Below are 16,266 nucleotides of genomic sequence, written 5' to 3' on the forward strand. Positions count from 1 at the left end.
TAAATATCGTCAAACTGTATCACAGTTTTGAGTATCGGTTTGCCCCTAGTTTTATGATGCTCAGCAATTTATAAGATTTACACCATTTAGCTCATTTACGAATGGGCACTGTACGCAGTTTTTGTTATAGTAGAGGCGGTTACCTGTTTGCTTGTCACATTTACATATAAATATAAGACAACAGCGGCACAGAACTAGTAATACATAACACTCTTAATAATATAATAATTGGCTAACTTGATTGGCAGTTAACCTTATCATAGTGATAAATAACAGTTCTAAAAAAGGATAGGCGGTAATGAATGAGCAGTCATCAGAGCAAAAAATGGACAAACTAAACCAAGTGACTACTGACGTCGGTGATAGTTCTACTGATCAAGCGTTTTTAAATCGCCTACGCCAAAATATTGATGCCGTAGACTGCGAAATCCATACGCTGATCAATGACCGCGCAAAGTTAGCGCAGCAAGTAGCAACGGTGAAGAAAAACCACGTTGCCAGCAGCACGACTACGGCAAGCAAAGCAAACAACAATCCTATTTTTTATCGTCCTGAACGTGAAGCACAAGTACTAAAGGCAGTAATGGCGCGTAATACGGGGCCTATTGCTGATGAAAAGATGGCGCGTTTGTTTCGTGAAATTATGTCGGTATGTTTAGATTTAGAGGCGCCGCAGCGTATTGCTTTTTTAGGTCCTGTGGGTACCTTTACGCATGCTGCCGCGCTGAAGCATTTTGGTAAAGCGGCTGACACCCTACCGCTGACTACTATTACCGATGTATTCCGTGAGGTAGAGGCGGGCACTGCCATGTATGGTGTGGTGCCTGTTGAAAACTCATCTGAAGGCGTGGTCAATCATACTTTAGATGGTTTTTTATCTTCAACATTGAAAATTATCGGTGAGGTTGAGTTACCTATTCACCAGAACTTCTTAGTCGCTGAGCATACTAAACTTGATGGTCTCAGCCGTATTTATTCACACCAGCAGTCACTTGCCCAGTGCCGTCATTGGCTAGATGTGAACTACCCCAATATCGAACGTGTTGCCGTATCGAGCAACGGTGAAGCCGCCCGCCGTCTCAAAAATGAATGGCATTCAGCGGCTATTGCTGGAGACGTAGCAGCCGCGGAATATAACTTGCATAAACTATATTCAAACATTGAAGACAATCCCAGCAATACCACGCGCTTTTTAATTATTGGCCATGAGTCAATTGCGCCATCAGGGCAAGATAAAACTTCTATCGTCGTTTCTGCCTCTGATAAAGCAGGCGCGCTCATTGAAATCTTAAAGCCATTATCGGCTCATGGGGTCTCTATGACCAGTATTGAGACTCGTCCTGAGCGTCCAAATAAATGGGCATATGTGTTCTTTATTGATATGGACGGCCATATCCAAGATTCAAACGTTAGCGCTGCTATTGCCGATATTCGTCCATTGGTTAAAGATGTCCGTATATTAGGGTCATACCCCAAAGCGGTACTATAGATTAGAGCTATCCATTAACCTAACGCCATAATAAATTTTGATAACCAATCTTAGTAACGATGAATACCAATAATAGATGGATTACCACGTCTAAGGATAAACCATGCAGTCTACTGAATCATCTCAAGCCGCCGCTAACAATAAAGACCAAGTGCTATCACAACCAACACCCGCTTATGACAGTATCTTAGAGCTGGCTCCTTACCAAACGGGTAAGCCAGTTGAAGAGCTGACTCGCGAGTATGGGGTCTCGGATGTGGTAAAGCTGGCAAGTAACGAGAATCCAATGGGCTGTTCGCCTTATGTGACTTTAGCGATCACCGAACAACTGGGACAGTTAGCACGTTACCCGGATGGTAATGGTTATTACCTCAAGCAAGGTATTGCAGATTTTACGGGTATTAATATAGAGTGTATTACCCTTGGCAACGGTTCTAATGATTTGCTTGATATATTAGCGCGCAGCTTTGTCGGTGCTCATGATGCAGTGGTTTATAGCCAATATGCGTTTGTAGTCTATTCAATGGTTACTAAGATGCAAGGTGCAACGGGCATTGAAGTACCCGCACAGCGCTTTAGTCATGATCTTGCAGCCATGGGTCAGGCGGTTGCAGACAATGCCAATACCAAGATGGTATTCATTGCCAATCCTAATAACCCGACAGGTACTCAGCTTGAGCGCGCAGATTTACGTGAGTTTATTGCCAGCTTACCAAGCTCAGTATTGGTTGTATTAGATGAGGCTTATATCGAATATAGCCCTAAAAGTAACAATCGGGCGTTATTAGATGAATTTGATAACGTGGTCATCGTGCGCACCTTCTCCAAAGCTTACGGACTGGCAGGTCTGCGTATCGGCTACGCGTTAAGTTCTGCGCCAGTTGCTGATTTGCTAAACCGTATTCGCCAACCCTTTAATGTCAGTCGAATTGGATTGGCTGCTGCTGCCGCCTCTTTAGCTGATCAAGACTTTATTGAGCAAGTCCGTTTAACCAATGAAGAGCAAATGCGTTGGTTAGAAAAGCAATTTGATACGTTAGGACTGGGCTTCGTTAATTCGCATGCTAATTTTATTATGGTTGAGATTGACGATGCGGCTGATATCTATCAAGCACTGCTTGAGCAAGGCGTTATCGTCCGTCCGCTAGCTAGCTATGGCTTGCCCAACTGGTTACGGATCACTGTTGGTCTAGCAGAAGATAATATGCGCCTGATTGATACCTTGCAATCTATATTGACCAATGATTAGTGTGATATAGCCAATGAATAGCAACTTGATAATGAGTGGCGAAAAGTTGGCTATTTTCAGCCCGTATAATGATTAATTGGGCTGATTGATAATACGCCCTAATATTTTAATCACTTAAATGCTATAACGCTAATCTGTAGCCTGTTGGTCAGCCCATCCACCTATCCATACAAATAGATAGAGTAGGCAGATAGGTGGGTAAGCTTAATTCAGCACAGATTGGCTTTTGCAATGAGAAAAGCCGTGAGTAGTCAGCAAGATAATAATCAATCTCAAAATGACAATCAGAATAGCAAACAGCAGCAAAAATTTGATCATTCAAATCATATGCAAAAATCCAATCAAGCCCCCATAAAGCCAACGCCACCAGTTGAACCGCTATTTCAGCAGGTTTGTATTATTGGTTTAGGATTAATTGGCGCCAGCTTAGCACAAGCGATTAAAGACAATGGTTTAAGCACGCGCTTGGTTGCAGTCGATAGACATAGCCCAAGCGTAACGGAAGCTATTGAGCACGGTTTACTCGATGCCGGTAGCTCTGCGCTAAGTGAGGTGGTCAGCGGTAGTGATTTGATCGTTATTGCTGTTCCTGTGCAGGCCGTACAAGCGGTATTTGTTGATATCAAAGCCGCTATGGATAATGGTCAGCTGGCAACGGATTGCATCATTACCGATGTCTGTAGTACTAAGGTCAATATAATTGAGGCGGCCAAAAACGTATTCACAGCGCTGCCAGTAGGGCTAGTGCCTGCGCATCCAATTGCCGGCGCAGAAAATTCAGGTTATCATGCTCGCCGAGCCGAATTATTTATCAATCATAGCGTCATTATATGTGAGCTGCCTACTACTAATTATGTGGCTATTACCAAATTGCGGCAGTTATGGGAAGCGGTAGGCGCAACGGTTATGACAATGGAGGCGGGTCATCACGATTCTATATTGGCGCATACTAGCCATTTGCCACACTTGCTGGCGTTTAATCTCGTTGAGCAATTGGCCAGTCATGATGATAATTTAGATATGTTTCGCTATGCCGCTGGTGGGTTTCGGGATTTTAGCCGTATCGCCGCTAGCGACCCAAAAATGTGGCATGATATATTTTTTGCCAATCAAAGCGCGATTGTTAGTGCCCTTGATGAGTATGGCGTCTATCTACAGAACATGCGCCAGCTTATCATTGATAAAGACTCGACCGCCCTGATGGGAATTTTGGGCCGCGCGCAAGCCGCACGGCGACATTTTGGCCATATGTTAGCCAGCACTCCTTATACGGATACCTCTGCCATGTCAGCTTCTTATATTATTTCGCCTAGCAATACTGTTTCTGGTACTATTGCCATTCCTGGTGACAAGTCTATTTCCCATCGCAGTATTATGTTTGGTAGCCTTGCTGAAGGGGTTACGCAGGTCACTGGGTTTTTGGAAGGGGAAGACGCCTTAGCAACTCTACAAGCCTTTCGCGATATGGGCGTAACTATTGAAGGGCCGGATAAAGGCAAACTGACCATTCATGGTGTTGGTATGAATGGTCTAAAACCGAGCAAGACACCGCTATATATGGGCAATTCTGGCACCAGTATGCGCTTGCTATCTGGTATCTTAGCCGCGCAAGCGTTTGATAGCGTCTTGATTGGCGATACCAGTCTCAATAAACGTCCAATGGAACGTGTTGCTGCACCACTTCGCGCTATGGGCGCCGTCATCCAAAGTACCGGTCATAGTGGTACGGCACCGCTAAGCATCACTGGTCGCGCTAATGCCGGCAAGCCGCTACAAGGTATCAATTATGATATGCCAGTGGCCTCAGCACAGGTGAAGTCTTGCTTATTATTAGCAGGCTTATGGGCAGAGGGAACAACCACGGTCACCCAGCCGGAAGTTAGCCGCGATCATACCGAACGTATGCTATCGGCTTTTGGCTATGAAGTCGCTGTAGACGGCAATCGTATCAGTGTGAAAGGTGGCGGTAAATTGACGGGTGGTGATATCGTGGTGCCTGCTGACATCTCATCCGCTGCGTTTTTTATGGTCGCAGCGGCTATCAGCCAAGATAGCGAGTTGACTCTAACTCAAGTCGGTATTAATCCCACGCGTACCGGTATTATTGATATCTTAACGTTGATGCAAGCTGATATTACCTTGAGTAATGAAACCTACGTGGGCGGTGAGCCAGTGGCTGATATCACTATCCGGTCTTCTAACTTGGTCGGTATTGAGATACCAGAGTCACTGGTACCGCTAGCTATTGATGAATTTCCAGTACTATTTATCGCTGCTAGTTGCGCGCAAGGTCGCACTGTCTTGACCGGTGCTAAAGAGCTGCGCGTTAAAGAGTCCGACCGTATTGCAGTGATGGCAGAAGGGTTACAAACGCTTGGCATTAATTGTACCGTGACGGATGATGGTTTGATTATTGAAGGAAAGGGCATTGAAGGTAAAGGTAACGATGGTCAAGCTGGCAACACTGATAGCAGTGAAGTGAATAGTGGTCAAGTAAATAACAGTCAACCAGTATTTGGGGGTGGTCACCTTGTTTCGCATCATGATCACCGCATTGCTATGAGCTTTGCAGTAGCAAGTTTGCGTGCCTCTGAACAGATTACTATAGAAGGTATCGAGACCGTCAATACTAGCTTTCCCGGTTTTGCGGAGCTTGCTAATCAAATAGGCATGTCTATTCAAGTCGATAGTGATGCTTAGTGTTAGGTCTAAATACAAATACAATGTTGCTTAATGGCAGTAATCAGGTTTAAGATTACTGTCTACCCTTATGAAAAATTAAACTAACTAACGGTTAGCGCCGTTAATAACCCACCATTAAAATTATTTTAAAATCGTTATTATCGTCAGCAATGCACTAGTGCTAATATTGGTACTAGCGCATTGCTTTTTTATTTTCTATTCTATATGTAGTGAATCCAGCGTTCTCATTGACTGTTTGTCATTTATTAAAAGTCGGTGAGGGCGCGCTTTGCTCTAAAACAGTTGTATTTTCTCATGACTACCCAGAATGTCGTCAAAAAATCGGTAACTCCTATCAAAACTACTAGGCGTGGTATCATAACCGCGCTGATTGCTTTTTCTATCTGGGGCACCTTTCCATTATATTTTAAGCAACTAGCTGCCTATGATGCTACTGAAATTATCGGTCATCGAATCATATGGACTTTTTTATGTCTACTGGTCGTGCTGGTTGTCACTAAGCGTTGGCAGTGGATTGAGACCCTTAAGAAAAATCCAAAGTGGATATTGTTCAGTTTTTTATCAGGTTTAATTATCGCTACCAACTGGCTTGTTTATGTTTGGTCAGTCAATCACGACCGCATATTAGAAGCCAGTCTAGGATATTTTATTGGACCGCTGGTTGGGGTGGCGCTATCAATGATTCTATTCAAAGAGCGTCTGCGTACGTTGCAATGGGTGGCTATTGGATTTGCGTTATTGTCTGTGGTTATTCAAGTAGTCATGATTGGTAGCTTACCGTGGATATCGTTGATATTGGCATTCAGCTTTAGCACTTATGGAACGATTCAGCGTCAAACACCACTGACTGCCGTGGATGCCATGTTTGTCGAAACCACGATGTTAGTGCCTATTTGCATATGGTGGTTTTGGCAGTCTGATGTGGTGAGCAGTCAATTGAGCTTTTGGTTTACGCCTTCTATTTGGCTGTTGATGATAGCGGGCCCTATCACGTTGATACCGTTATTACTGTTTAATAAATCCACTAAGCTGGTCGCTTTTAGTATTCTAAGTTTTATGAATTATTTGACCCCAACCTTTATTTTCTTCTTAGCGGTATTTTATTATAACGAGCCCTTTGATGTACAGCGCCTAGCTGTGTTTGGTTTAATTTGGTTTGGTTTGCTATTATTCAGCATTGATTTGTGGCGTCACCGTCCCAGTAGGCAACTTAAAGCGGCTCGCCTGCGTGATGAGGCTTTGTAAAAACTCAAAATTCCAACTAATAAACACAGTCAACAAGGATAAGACAATGTTACACACCGAGTCTGATGTGGTATTTGTAAAAAGTCTAAAAGTCGAGGCAGTCATTGGTGTTTACGAGTGGGAACGCGCTATTACCCAGCCATTGTTGATTGATATTGCACTTGAGACCGATATTAGTAAAGCGGCGGCGTCAGACGACGTTAATGATGCACTGAACTATAAAGCGGTCTGTGATGATGTTAGCGCGTGGTGCCAAGCCATTAAAGCGCAGCTACTTGAGCATTTAGCTACGCAAATTGCGGATAAATTACTCGCAAACTATTCTTGTCAGAGAGTGACTTTAAGCATTGCTAAACCAACAGCGATTAAACAGGCAGATAAGGTTGGGGTGCAAATTACCCGTCATGCCAAGCATGTTGATAATAAGATTGCTGATAGCAAACCTGATGATACATAGAGCAATGCAAAAGTTGCCATTAGTATTGGATGTTTCAAAGCTAAAGAAGTACCCGCTTGAAAAATTGCAGGCGCAATCTGTAACGTCAGTATTATTAGCGTTGGGTAGTAATCATCACGCTGAGTATTACTTGCCTCGCGTATGTGAAGATCTCGCTGCGCTAGGTCAGACACAGTACTCTACTGCCTTTAAAAACCCTGACTTTACCGCTACTCTAGATCAGCCTAAACCGGACTATATTAATCAATGTGTCTATTTATTACTAACATCGCCAACAACATTACAGCAGCTACAACAGCTCTTTAAACAATTTGAAGGGGACTGTAACAGGCAGCGCTCATTCCCAACTATTACTAATGCTAATGTCGAAAACATGCCTGACACTGAACCGACAGCAATACGGCAAGTGACTATGGATATTGATATTTTATTGGTTAAATTAGACGGTACCAATGAATGGATAATTATGACAAATCGTTATCCGTTTAAAGTCCATGAGAGTGCAGGGGTTATAGAGTTAAATATATTGTAAAATGTGAAACATTCTAGCTTCTATAGCACTATAAATGCAAAAGCCGTCGCTATTGATGTTTATTAGCGGCGGCTTCTACTTGATCTATCTACTTCACTGTTCAAGCTAACTTATTATTTAGTAGCTTACTTCTGCTCAGTACTTACCTCATCCGTATCACCTTTACCAATGACATCCAAGTCTTCTAAGCATAGTTTGTCATACTGTTTTTTACAAAAGTCGGGATCAATCTTACCCATTGCTGCTTGTAGTTGATCAAGACGGTTTTCAGATTGTTGAATGTGCTCCAACATCTTAGCAAACGCATCGGCAACTGGATCTTGTGAAGAAGGGTCGATACCATAAGCCTGAAATGCTGTTTCACGTGCTGAGTTTTTTGGTTTGTCTTTAGTACTATTCTGCGTGCTACCTTGATCTTGAGTGTCTTTAATCCCTGCTTCTACAACTTCTTCTTGCTGCTTGGTATCTTGTACCTTGGTCGCAATCGGATTTCCTTTTTCATCATGATGATCGGATATCATACGTGCGGCACTACCGATCATAGTTGCGCCTGCGGGTACAGATTTTACGACTACTGCATTAGAGCCAATCTTGGCATTTTTACCAACGGTGAACGGCCCCAAAACTTTGGCGCCAGCACCGACAATCACGCCGTCTTCTAGAGTTGGATGGCGCTTGCCATTATTCCATGATACACCGCCGAGAGTGACACCATGATATAAAGTAACGTCGTTACCAATCTCAGCGGTCTCGCCAATGACGACACCGACGCCATGATCAATAAAGAAGCGTCTACCGATTTTGGCGGCAGGGTGAATCTCAATACCGGTGATGATACGTGAGCCATAGGAGATAGCACGCGCTACAAATTTTTGGTCATGCTGCCATAAGCAGTGCGCGCCGCGATGTAATATAAGCGCATGAATGCCAGGGTAAGTGAGTAGCACCTCAATACTGTTACGCGCAGCAGGGTCACGGGTAAAAACGGCATCGATATCTTCTTTTAAGTCTTTTTTGATGCTGGCAAGCGTTTTGAACAAGGCGGTTGGCAATGACATAAAGCGTCCTATCTAGTCGACAGTATTTTTTCGGTGTGATTTCATCCCCATTATAATAGGGTATCAGCCGTCATAGTTTATAAGCGCAATTTTTATAAGCAAGTCTTTAGCTATATTATAAATGCGTCTCATAAAGTTATAGCAGCTTTGGACGCTAAAATATAGTGATAAGCCAGAAATAGAACAAAACTAGCAAATTAAAGGCTTCTGACAGCTTAGACTACTTGTTCTTTATCTGTAATAGCTTTAATCCTTTGAGAGTTTAGCAATCAGCGCGCTCAACATTTGAAACTCTTTTTGATCAAGCTGAATACGTGAGCCGAGGCGAGATAAGCGAGATGGTAGTGATTTTAAATGATCAGCATCAGCAAGGCCACGTTGCACCATAAGCTCAGTGGTGCGCTGAGTAAGCTGCTGTAATTGTTGCTGAGTGATGGCAGGCTCATCCCATTGCTGGCGTACGTAGGTGTTTATTATCGGCGATACTGCTATCTGGCTTAAGTCACTGTTATCTAAATCACTATTATCTAAATCACTATTATCTAAATCACTATTATCTAAGTTACTTTTATCTAAGTTACTTTTATCTAAGTTACTTTTATCTAAGACATTGTTGTCCAAATTATTTATTTGGGTTGGCGTGCCTAAAGCATGATGGTTAGTGCTAGAGGGTTGATGTGTTTGGGCATAAGCAAAGATAAAGCTGGCAATGACTTGCACTGCTGAGGCAACATTAAGTACCGGATATTCAGGATTGGCATCAATTTGGATATGATAGTCGGCGTAGGCCAATTCATCATTGGTTAGACCGCGATCCTCACGACCAAATAGAATAGCAATGTTTGGTTTATTGCTGCCACTGTTTATGTGACTATTATTAGTATGGCTATCTTGGTTTTGGCTTACTGCATTGAGTTCTGGCTGCTGATTAATAGCAGTTTGTTTGTCAATAAAGGACAGCATTATTTGTGCTGCTTGAGTCGGGGTAACCACTGGACGCGGTAAATGACGGCTGCGACTACTGGCAGCAAACACCAGCTGACAATCGCTAATGGCCACTTCCAACGTGGGTTTAATTTGGGCATCTGCTAAGACATCACTACCACCTGCGGCATGAGAGACGCTGGTCTCATCAATCGGATGCTTAGGATCAACGACTGTCAGGCGCGATAAACCCATGGTATGCATCGCCCGTGCCGCTGAGCCAATATTGGCAGGCAAGGTGGTATTGACCATAACTACTTGCAGACAAGATAAGTAGTCGCCGGCGGTAGGTTTTGACAAAGTGGTTGATAAAGAGTTTGTATTCATTATTGTCCTAGCCGTTTATTAATCTCTAGCTCTACTTGCTGTAACGCTGTCGCTGTTTGGTCAATAAGCTTTGCTTGCTGACCGATGTTACGCTTACGACAGGCTTCTTGTAACTGTCCGCTAAGAGTGACCAATTGCGTTGCACCCACATTGGCACTTGCGCCTTTTAAGGCATGAGCGGCTTCAAAACCGTTGGCATTATCACCGGATGCTTGGGTCGTACGTAGCAACTTAATCCGCTGCTGACTGTCGATGATATAAGTCTGAATTAAGTCCGCGAAGTCTTCTTCTAGTAAGTCACGCATCTCTTCAAATTGTTCGTGATTAATAACTTCGTTATCAATATTATTACGAATATTGTCATTATTGAAATGAGCGTCGGCCATGATTAAACATCCCGTCAAGTAAAAAGTGTGGCAAATGTACCAAGGACAAATGGTTTAGCTGTAATGAAAATGCTAGCTGTAATGAAAATGTAGGTTATCTTCGCTAATCATATTTTTTAGTTGTTGTAGATTATCATCATTGGGATAGACACGCCAGTGCTCGGACAACGCCACATTAGCAATGCCAAAATCCTCATAAATGCTAAGCCCAAGCGGAGTACAGTTATCATTAATTGAGGCATCTGTATTACTAAGAGGTTGATTAAAATCGCCTTGATTCATGTCTTGGCTCATATTTTGATCTTGCACCAATAAATCATTGCCTTCTTCATCATACAAGCTACCGCCTTCTGCACTATTATAATAATCATTAGCGCCGCCATTACCTTGCTCCTCCTGATCATTATCGTAGGAAAGACGCGGTGCTGGGATTAAGTCGGTTTGTGCTGACTTGAGAAGCGGTTGTAAGCGCGTGAGCAAATTAATATCGCTGCCATGGACTTTAATACTGATCTTTTTGAGCCAACGTAAACGCGCATCGACCATACTTAGTGCATTATCAAGACGAGCAAATAATCGTCCATCACGTTCACGGATGCTGCCTTTGATAACCACCACTTCATCAACTTTTAGCTGGTCTTTGACGCGGTTAAAACGTTCGGCATAACAGCTCACTTCCAGTCGCGAAGTACCATCATCTAAGGTAATAACGTTACGATTACCAAAGTTCGCCATATCGATGATTAAGCCTGCAAAATAACAACTGCCGTTATAGCCGGTGTCCGTTAATTTATCGAGACGGGCGCCGGAGGTATAACGCTTGAGCTCCTCACGATATTCGTCGATAGGGTGTCCAGTCAAGTACAGCCCTAAAGTATTTTTTTCAGCTTTTAGACGGTGCTTATCACCCCAGATAAGTTCTGCGGTCATAATCAGTGGTGGCGCTGTGACCACACCATCCATTTCACCAAACAAATCCATCATACCGATTTCTTTGTTTTGACGGTCTTGCTCAGCCGCTTGTACCGCGCTTGGCAACTGACTCATCAGCGCTCCGCGAATCTCGTAAGCTTCATCAGCTGGCAAGTCAGGCCGTAGCGTGGCGGCAAAGTCATCAAAGCAGCCTGCACTTACTAACGCGACAAGGGTACGCTTATTAATTTTTTTAATATCAACCCGGCGGCAAAAATCATATAAATCGGTAAAAGGACCATCGCGGCGGCGCGCCTCAACGATAGACTCAACCGCGCCTTCACCAACGCCTTTAATCGCGCCTAAGCCATAAATAATATTGGTCGGGGTGTTGGCGACAAAGTGCCATTCACTACGATTAACCGATGGGTTAACCACCGTTAAGCCGAAGTTTTCACGGCAGTCATTGATAAAGAACACTACGTTATCGGTATTGTTCATATCAGAGGTCAATACTGCGGCCATAAACTCAGCAGGGTAGTATTGTTTCAGGTAAGCAGTCTGATAGGCCAATACGCCATAAGCGGCAGAATGCGATCTATTAAAGCCATAGCCTGCAAACTTTTCCATCAAATCAAATACGCCGCCTGAGGTAACTTCATCAATACCTTGCGCAGTGGCCCCAGTGACAAAAATATCACGCTGCTTGGCCATCTCTTCAGGTTTTTTCTTACCCATCGCACGGCGCAGCATATCAGCGCCGCCTAAGCTATAACCGGCCATGACTTGTGATATCTTCATGACCTGTTCTTGATAGACAATAACACCGTTGGTATTTTCTAAAATGGGCTCAAGATTGGGATGGTCATAAATGACCTCTTCACGGCCATGTTTACGATCGATATACATCTCTACCATGCCAGCATCAAGTGGCCCTGGACGATAGAGCGCACACATGGCGATGACATCTTCAATATTGGTTGGCTGCAGCTTGGCTAAATACTTTTTCATGCCCATACTTTCTAGCTGAAACACAGCAGTGGTTTTGGCATCTTGTAATAGCTTATAAGCTTTGCTGTCATCTAATGGTAAGTCTTCGAGTATGAGGGCGTCTAATCCTTCTTTAGCACGGCGCAAATTGATGTTTTCGACTGCCGCATTAATCACCGTCAAATTACGTAAACCCAAAAAGTCAAACTTCACTAGACCGACCGCTTCAACATCATCTTTATCGAATTGGCTGACCCGGTGACCATCGTCATCACAATAAATAGCGCTAAAATCAGTGATTTTATGCGGCGCAATAAGTACGCCACCAGCATGTTTACCGACGTTACGGCAAACACCTTCTAGCTTGATGGCCATCTCCCAAATCTCAATGGCGTCTTCATAATCCATGTTATCAGGATTGGATATTAAGTCTTTGAGTTGCGGTTCTTGCTCAAGCGCTTGAGTAAGCGTTATGCCTGGAGTCTTGGGTATAAACTTAGAGATTTTGCTGGCAAGAAAGTACGATTTACCTTGTACTCGTGCCACATCACGCACCACTGCTTTTGCTGCCATGGTACCAAAGGTGATGATTTGTGAAACCGCCTCACGGCCATAAGTATTGGCCACATAATCGATGACCCGATCGCGACCGTCGATACAAAAGTCGATATCGAAATCCGGCATTGATACCCGTTCAGGATTCAAGAAGCGCTCAAATAACAGGTCATAATGTAGTGGGTCAAGGTCAGTAATGTTCAATGCATAAGCGACTAGTGAGCCCGCACCAGAGCCACGACCAGGACCAACAGGCACGCCATTGGCTTTTGCCCAGCGGATAAAGTCCATAACGATTAAAAAGTAACCGGGGAAGCCCATTGACAAGATAATGTTGAGTTCATACTCTAAACGGTCATCATACTTCTGTCGAATATCACTCCAGGTATCACTACGCGCCTCAACTGGAAATAACTTCTCTAACCGTTGATTAAGTCCGCGTTGCGATTCTGCTCGAAAGAAAGATTCAGTGGTCTCTCCCTCTGGTACTGGAAACTCTGGCAATACATTAATACCGAGTGTCAGGGTCACATTACAGCGCGTTGCCAGTCGTAAAGTATTATCAATAACCTGAGGAATATCAGCAAATAGTTGCTGCATCTGCGCTTGAGTTTTGAGGTATTGCTCATCTGAATAGGTTTGTGGACGGTTGGGGTCGGCCAATACATAAGAGCCGGCAATACAAACACGCGCTTCGTGGGCATCGAAGTCGTCTTGCTCTAAAAAGCGTACATCATTATGGGCAATAATAGGAATAGTGTGTTTGGCACCGGCATGAATAGCGGTTTTAATAAAGTCATCTTCACCCGCTCGATTGGTACGCTTAATCGCAAAATATAAGCGATCTTCAAACTGCGCTTGCCACTCTGTAATGAGCTCATCGGCTTTTTCTGGCATCGAACTGACCAATGATTGACCGACATCTGATTTTTCAGTAAATAGTACAATCACGCCATTCGCATGCTCAAGGATATGGCTACGCTTAACAATAGGGACCCCATGATTGGCAACGTCTGCACGTCCTTCAGTAAACCCAAGCGATACAATGCGGGTAATATTTTGATAGCCCTCATTGTCCATTGCCAATAGCATTAAGCGCGAGTCTTCATTTTCCATGATGACTTCACTACCGATAATCGGCTTAATACCGGCACCTAAGCAGGCACGATAAAACTTCACCGTCGCATAAAGATTGGATAAATCAGTCAAAGCCAGCGCCCGCTGATTGTCTGCCACCGCCGCTTTGACTAATGGCTTAATACGTACGATAGAGTCAGTAATTGAATATTCGCTGTGAATGCCAAGGTGTACAAATGCCATAGAGGACTCTTACTAATGCAATCAAAAAAGGGGACGATAAGAAGTCAAAATAAAGACGCTAGCATAGACAAATATTATTGAATAACTGATTATCTATCAATACTTTACGTCATTATCCAAACAAAAATAAGGCACTAGTTGCCTTATTATATATTCTTCGTCTCAGCTGCTAATAATAGCATTATTTGACGATAACAGCCACTTATTCAAGAGTGCAAATCTGGGTGAATTGGCCTAGCGACTCACTTTTACTGAGATTAAATAGGGTTAATCAACACCGCTGCTCTTTAAATAGGTCATCCTTTGAACAAACCGCTTTAACGCATTGCAAAAATAAAAATAATCATCCAAACCATACTAATGGCGCGATTCACTGTCGAGTAGCCTTGTCTAAGCGTGAACCATGAAAAAATAATAGGTAGTAAAAATATACCTATTCCTAGCATGATGCTGACTTGTTTTTGAGTGGGATTAATGTCGAGTATTGGCGGCAGGGGTGGGCGAGCGGAGTCAGCTATAGAATTGTGCTGATCCTGATGTCTTGGTTCCGTTTTAGACTTAGCGTGCGATTGATAAGACGAATAAGACAATCCACTACCAGGTAACCCAACAGTTCCTCGTGTGCCTTTTTTACCGATGTTTACAGTCGCGCCGCGTTTTCCCACTGAAAGGCTGGAGATGCCTTTTTTGGTCAGATTGAGGCGCACACCAGGTACAATTTTGATGCTTTTTCTAAATCTAAAGCCCATTTTTATTGATCGCTTTTCTAGGGTTGAGAAGTTCTATTAGGTAAAGAAGTTATTGAAAGTATGAATAGTAGCATGCAAACAAGAAATAATATAAACATTTGTCCTTAATTAGTTATAATATCAAGCCAATTTGATGATATCGTTTATGCAATCAAATAAAGAAAATGGTAAGACTATGAGCAATATTACAAAGTTACCTGCATTTGGTGACCTGCTAAATGCGGGCATACAAACCATAAAAAACTTAAGCACACGCAATACTATTGGTCGAACTGTTTTTTATCGAGAGTTTGAAAAACTGGCACAGATAGTATTGGACCATAAAGAGATTAACTTTATGAGTAACTATGACGTGCGCCATGAATGTCATGAAGGCTCGCCTTGCTATGACGAAATTATCGACTTGGTCTTATCATGTTTATCGGCAATGGGTCTAGTAAAAGAAGATAAATTTAGTTTAGTACCTAATTTAAATCAAAATTTTGCTAATTTTATTACCTTTGATGAAAAAGTAACGCCCAAAAACATCAGTCGCTTAGATCCTTTTGGTAAAACTTACTTTTGGTTGGCGGGGAGCAATTTTACCCAGTATATTAACGAGGGAATCCCAAACAATGACTATATTGCTAATTTAAATCGGTTTGATGCTAAGGCTTTTGCGGACCTACAAAAAATAAATCTTGCCGCTTATGGTAAAAATGGTGATGTGCTGGTCAATCATTTAATTGAAGAAACTCAGCGCCGCACGTCCATTTTTATGAATAACTATGCCGATGCTAGAGTTGGTAGTGATTTTGTTAAAGTCACCCCTGATATGATTATGTCTCAAATTGAGAGTCTGTCGCCATTACAGTTCGAATGGTTTTGCCTTAAGCTGATTGAGCGTTCTTTAGAAATTGAAAGTCCTGAGAGTAATTTGACTTCGCGCCATACTGGGCGCTCTAACGACAACGGTATCGATGGTCTTATTATTCAGGATTTCCCCGATGGCGAGGTGCACAATTACTATATCCAAGCCAAGCTATACAGTACTGGTAATAATATATCTAACGGCGATTTAAGAAATTTCGTAGGCGCTTATCCGCCACAAAAAACCAATCATCACGGCTTATTTGTTACTACTTCAAGTTTTACCAGGCCTGCTCAAGATTATGCTAATTCTATTGATTCGCATAGCCTTATTTTAATTGATCAAATGAACTTGATAGAGCTGATGATGCAGCATAAGGTGGGGTTAAAAGAAGTCAATGCCAGACCAAAACTGTTATTGGATAATGATTTTTTTGGAAAAATAAAGTTATATTGATTGG

General features: G+C 42.9%; 12 protein-coding genes. 7 read left to right on the forward strand and 5 right to left on the reverse strand.

Annotation, left to right across the window (positions count from 1 at the left end; all coding sequences use genetic code 11):
* Positions 1-298: 298 nt before the first annotated feature.
* The 6 genes from pheA to AAEY88_RS01340 all read left to right on the forward strand — a co-directional run bounded on the left by pheA (position 299) and on the right by AAEY88_RS01340 (position 7,675).
* Positions 299-1,489 carry a prephenate dehydratase gene (pheA, locus tag AAEY88_RS01315; RefSeq protein WP_350557931.1) on the forward strand — a complete coding sequence of 397 codons (1,191 nt, stop codon included), beginning with the start codon at positions 299-301 and terminating at the stop codon, positions 1,487-1,489.
* Positions 1,490-1,592: 103 nt separating this feature from the next.
* Positions 1,593-2,738 carry a histidinol-phosphate transaminase gene (gene hisC / locus AAEY88_RS01320; RefSeq protein WP_350557934.1) on the forward strand — a complete coding sequence of 382 codons (1,146 nt, stop codon included), beginning with the start codon at positions 1,593-1,595 and terminating at the stop codon, positions 2,736-2,738.
* A gap of 327 nt (positions 2,739-3,065) precedes the next feature.
* The gene (locus tag AAEY88_RS01325) at positions 3,066-5,438 is read left to right on the forward strand and encodes a bifunctional prephenate dehydrogenase/3-phosphoshikimate 1-carboxyvinyltransferase (RefSeq protein WP_350560397.1); all 2,373 of its coding nucleotides are present in this window, start codon (positions 3,066-3,068) and stop codon (positions 5,436-5,438) included.
* 297 nt (positions 5,439-5,735) lie between these two features.
* Positions 5,736-6,686: an EamA family transporter RarD gene (gene rarD, locus AAEY88_RS01330; RefSeq protein ID WP_350557937.1), complete on the forward strand. Its 951-nt coding sequence runs from the start codon at positions 5,736-5,738 to the stop codon at positions 6,684-6,686.
* Between the two features lie 46 nt (positions 6,687-6,732).
* Complete coding sequence (gene folB / locus AAEY88_RS01335) at positions 6,733-7,143, forward strand: dihydroneopterin aldolase (RefSeq protein WP_350557940.1); 411 nt, start codon at positions 6,733-6,735, stop codon at positions 7,141-7,143.
* Positions 7,133-7,675 carry a 2-amino-4-hydroxy-6-hydroxymethyldihydropteridine diphosphokinase gene (locus tag AAEY88_RS01340; RefSeq protein ID WP_350557943.1) on the forward strand — a complete coding sequence of 181 codons (543 nt, stop codon included), beginning with the start codon at positions 7,133-7,135 and terminating at the stop codon, positions 7,673-7,675. The genes folB and AAEY88_RS01340 overlap by 11 nt, the downstream gene beginning before the upstream one ends.
* A gap of 125 nt (positions 7,676-7,800) precedes the next feature.
* Here AAEY88_RS01340 and cysE read toward each other — a convergent pair whose 3' ends face one another.
* The 5 genes from cysE to AAEY88_RS15820 form a co-directional block, all read right to left on the reverse strand.
* A complete protein-coding gene (gene cysE / locus AAEY88_RS01345; protein ID WP_350557946.1) occupies positions 7,801-8,733 on the reverse strand; it encodes a serine O-acetyltransferase in 933 nt (310 codons plus the stop codon).
* 246 nt (positions 8,734-8,979) lie between these two features.
* Positions 8,980-10,044 carry a TrmH family RNA methyltransferase gene (locus AAEY88_RS01350; protein ID WP_350557949.1) on the reverse strand — a complete coding sequence of 355 codons (1,065 nt, stop codon included), beginning with the start codon at positions 10,042-10,044 and terminating at the stop codon, positions 8,980-8,982.
* Positions 10,044-10,430, reverse strand: coding sequence for an Hpt domain-containing protein (locus AAEY88_RS01355; protein ID WP_350557952.1), 387 nt, complete (start codon positions 10,428-10,430; stop codon positions 10,044-10,046). Before AAEY88_RS01355 ends, AAEY88_RS01350 begins: the two co-directional genes overlap by 1 nt.
* A 72-nt stretch (positions 10,431-10,502) precedes the next feature.
* The gene (dnaE, locus tag AAEY88_RS01360) at positions 10,503-14,207 is read right to left on the reverse strand and encodes a DNA polymerase III subunit alpha (protein ID WP_350557955.1); all 3,705 of its coding nucleotides are present in this window, start codon (positions 14,205-14,207) and stop codon (positions 10,503-10,505) included.
* A gap of 317 nt (positions 14,208-14,524) precedes the next feature.
* Positions 14,525-14,956 (reverse strand): DUF4236 domain-containing protein, encoded by a 432-nt coding sequence (locus tag AAEY88_RS15820; RefSeq protein ID WP_407074381.1) that lies wholly within the window; start codon positions 14,954-14,956, stop codon positions 14,525-14,527.
* Positions 14,957-15,131: 175 nt separating this feature from the next.
* Between AAEY88_RS15820 and AAEY88_RS01370 the strand changes: the two genes are divergently transcribed.
* Entirely contained in the window at positions 15,132-16,262 is a 1,131-nt protein-coding gene (locus tag AAEY88_RS01370; protein ID WP_350557957.1) for a restriction endonuclease, read from the forward strand.
* Positions 16,263-16,266 lie beyond the last annotated feature (4 nt).

It is taken from the genome of Psychrobacter sp. CAL346-MNA-CIBAN-0220, assembly GCF_040309805.1.
Lineage (GTDB): Bacteria > Pseudomonadota > Gammaproteobacteria > Pseudomonadales > Moraxellaceae > Psychrobacter.

Bases quoted from the DNA above. Each gene is read 5' to 3' on its own strand.
- AAEY88_RS01325 (WP_350560397.1), top strand. From the start codon at position 3,066: ATGCAAAAATCCAATCAAGCCCCCATAAAGCCAACGCCACCAGTTGAA.
- AAEY88_RS01355 (WP_350557952.1), bottom strand. From the start codon at position 10,430: ATGGCCGACGCTCATTTCAATAATGACAATATTCGTAATAATATTGAT.
- AAEY88_RS01340 (WP_350557943.1), top strand. From the start codon at position 7,133: ATGATACATAGAGCAATGCAAAAGTTGCCATTAGTATTGGATGTTTCA.
- pheA (WP_350557931.1), top strand. From the start codon at position 299: ATGAATGAGCAGTCATCAGAGCAAAAAATGGACAAACTAAACCAAGTG.
- dnaE (WP_350557955.1), bottom strand. From the start codon at position 14,207: ATGGCATTTGTACACCTTGGCATTCACAGCGAATATTCAATTACTGAC.
- AAEY88_RS15820 (WP_407074381.1), bottom strand. From the start codon at position 14,956: ATGGGCTTTAGATTTAGAAAAAGCATCAAAATTGTACCTGGTGTGCGC.
- AAEY88_RS01370 (WP_350557957.1), top strand. From the start codon at position 15,132: ATGAGCAATATTACAAAGTTACCTGCATTTGGTGACCTGCTAAATGCG.
- hisC (WP_350557934.1), top strand. From the start codon at position 1,593: ATGCAGTCTACTGAATCATCTCAAGCCGCCGCTAACAATAAAGACCAA.
- rarD (WP_350557937.1), top strand. From the start codon at position 5,736: ATGACTACCCAGAATGTCGTCAAAAAATCGGTAACTCCTATCAAAACT.
- cysE (WP_350557946.1), bottom strand. From the start codon at position 8,733: ATGTCATTGCCAACCGCCTTGTTCAAAACGCTTGCCAGCATCAAAAAA.
- folB (WP_350557940.1), top strand. From the start codon at position 6,733: ATGTTACACACCGAGTCTGATGTGGTATTTGTAAAAAGTCTAAAAGTC.
- AAEY88_RS01350 (WP_350557949.1), bottom strand. From the start codon at position 10,044: ATGAATACAAACTCTTTATCAACCACTTTGTCAAAACCTACCGCCGGC.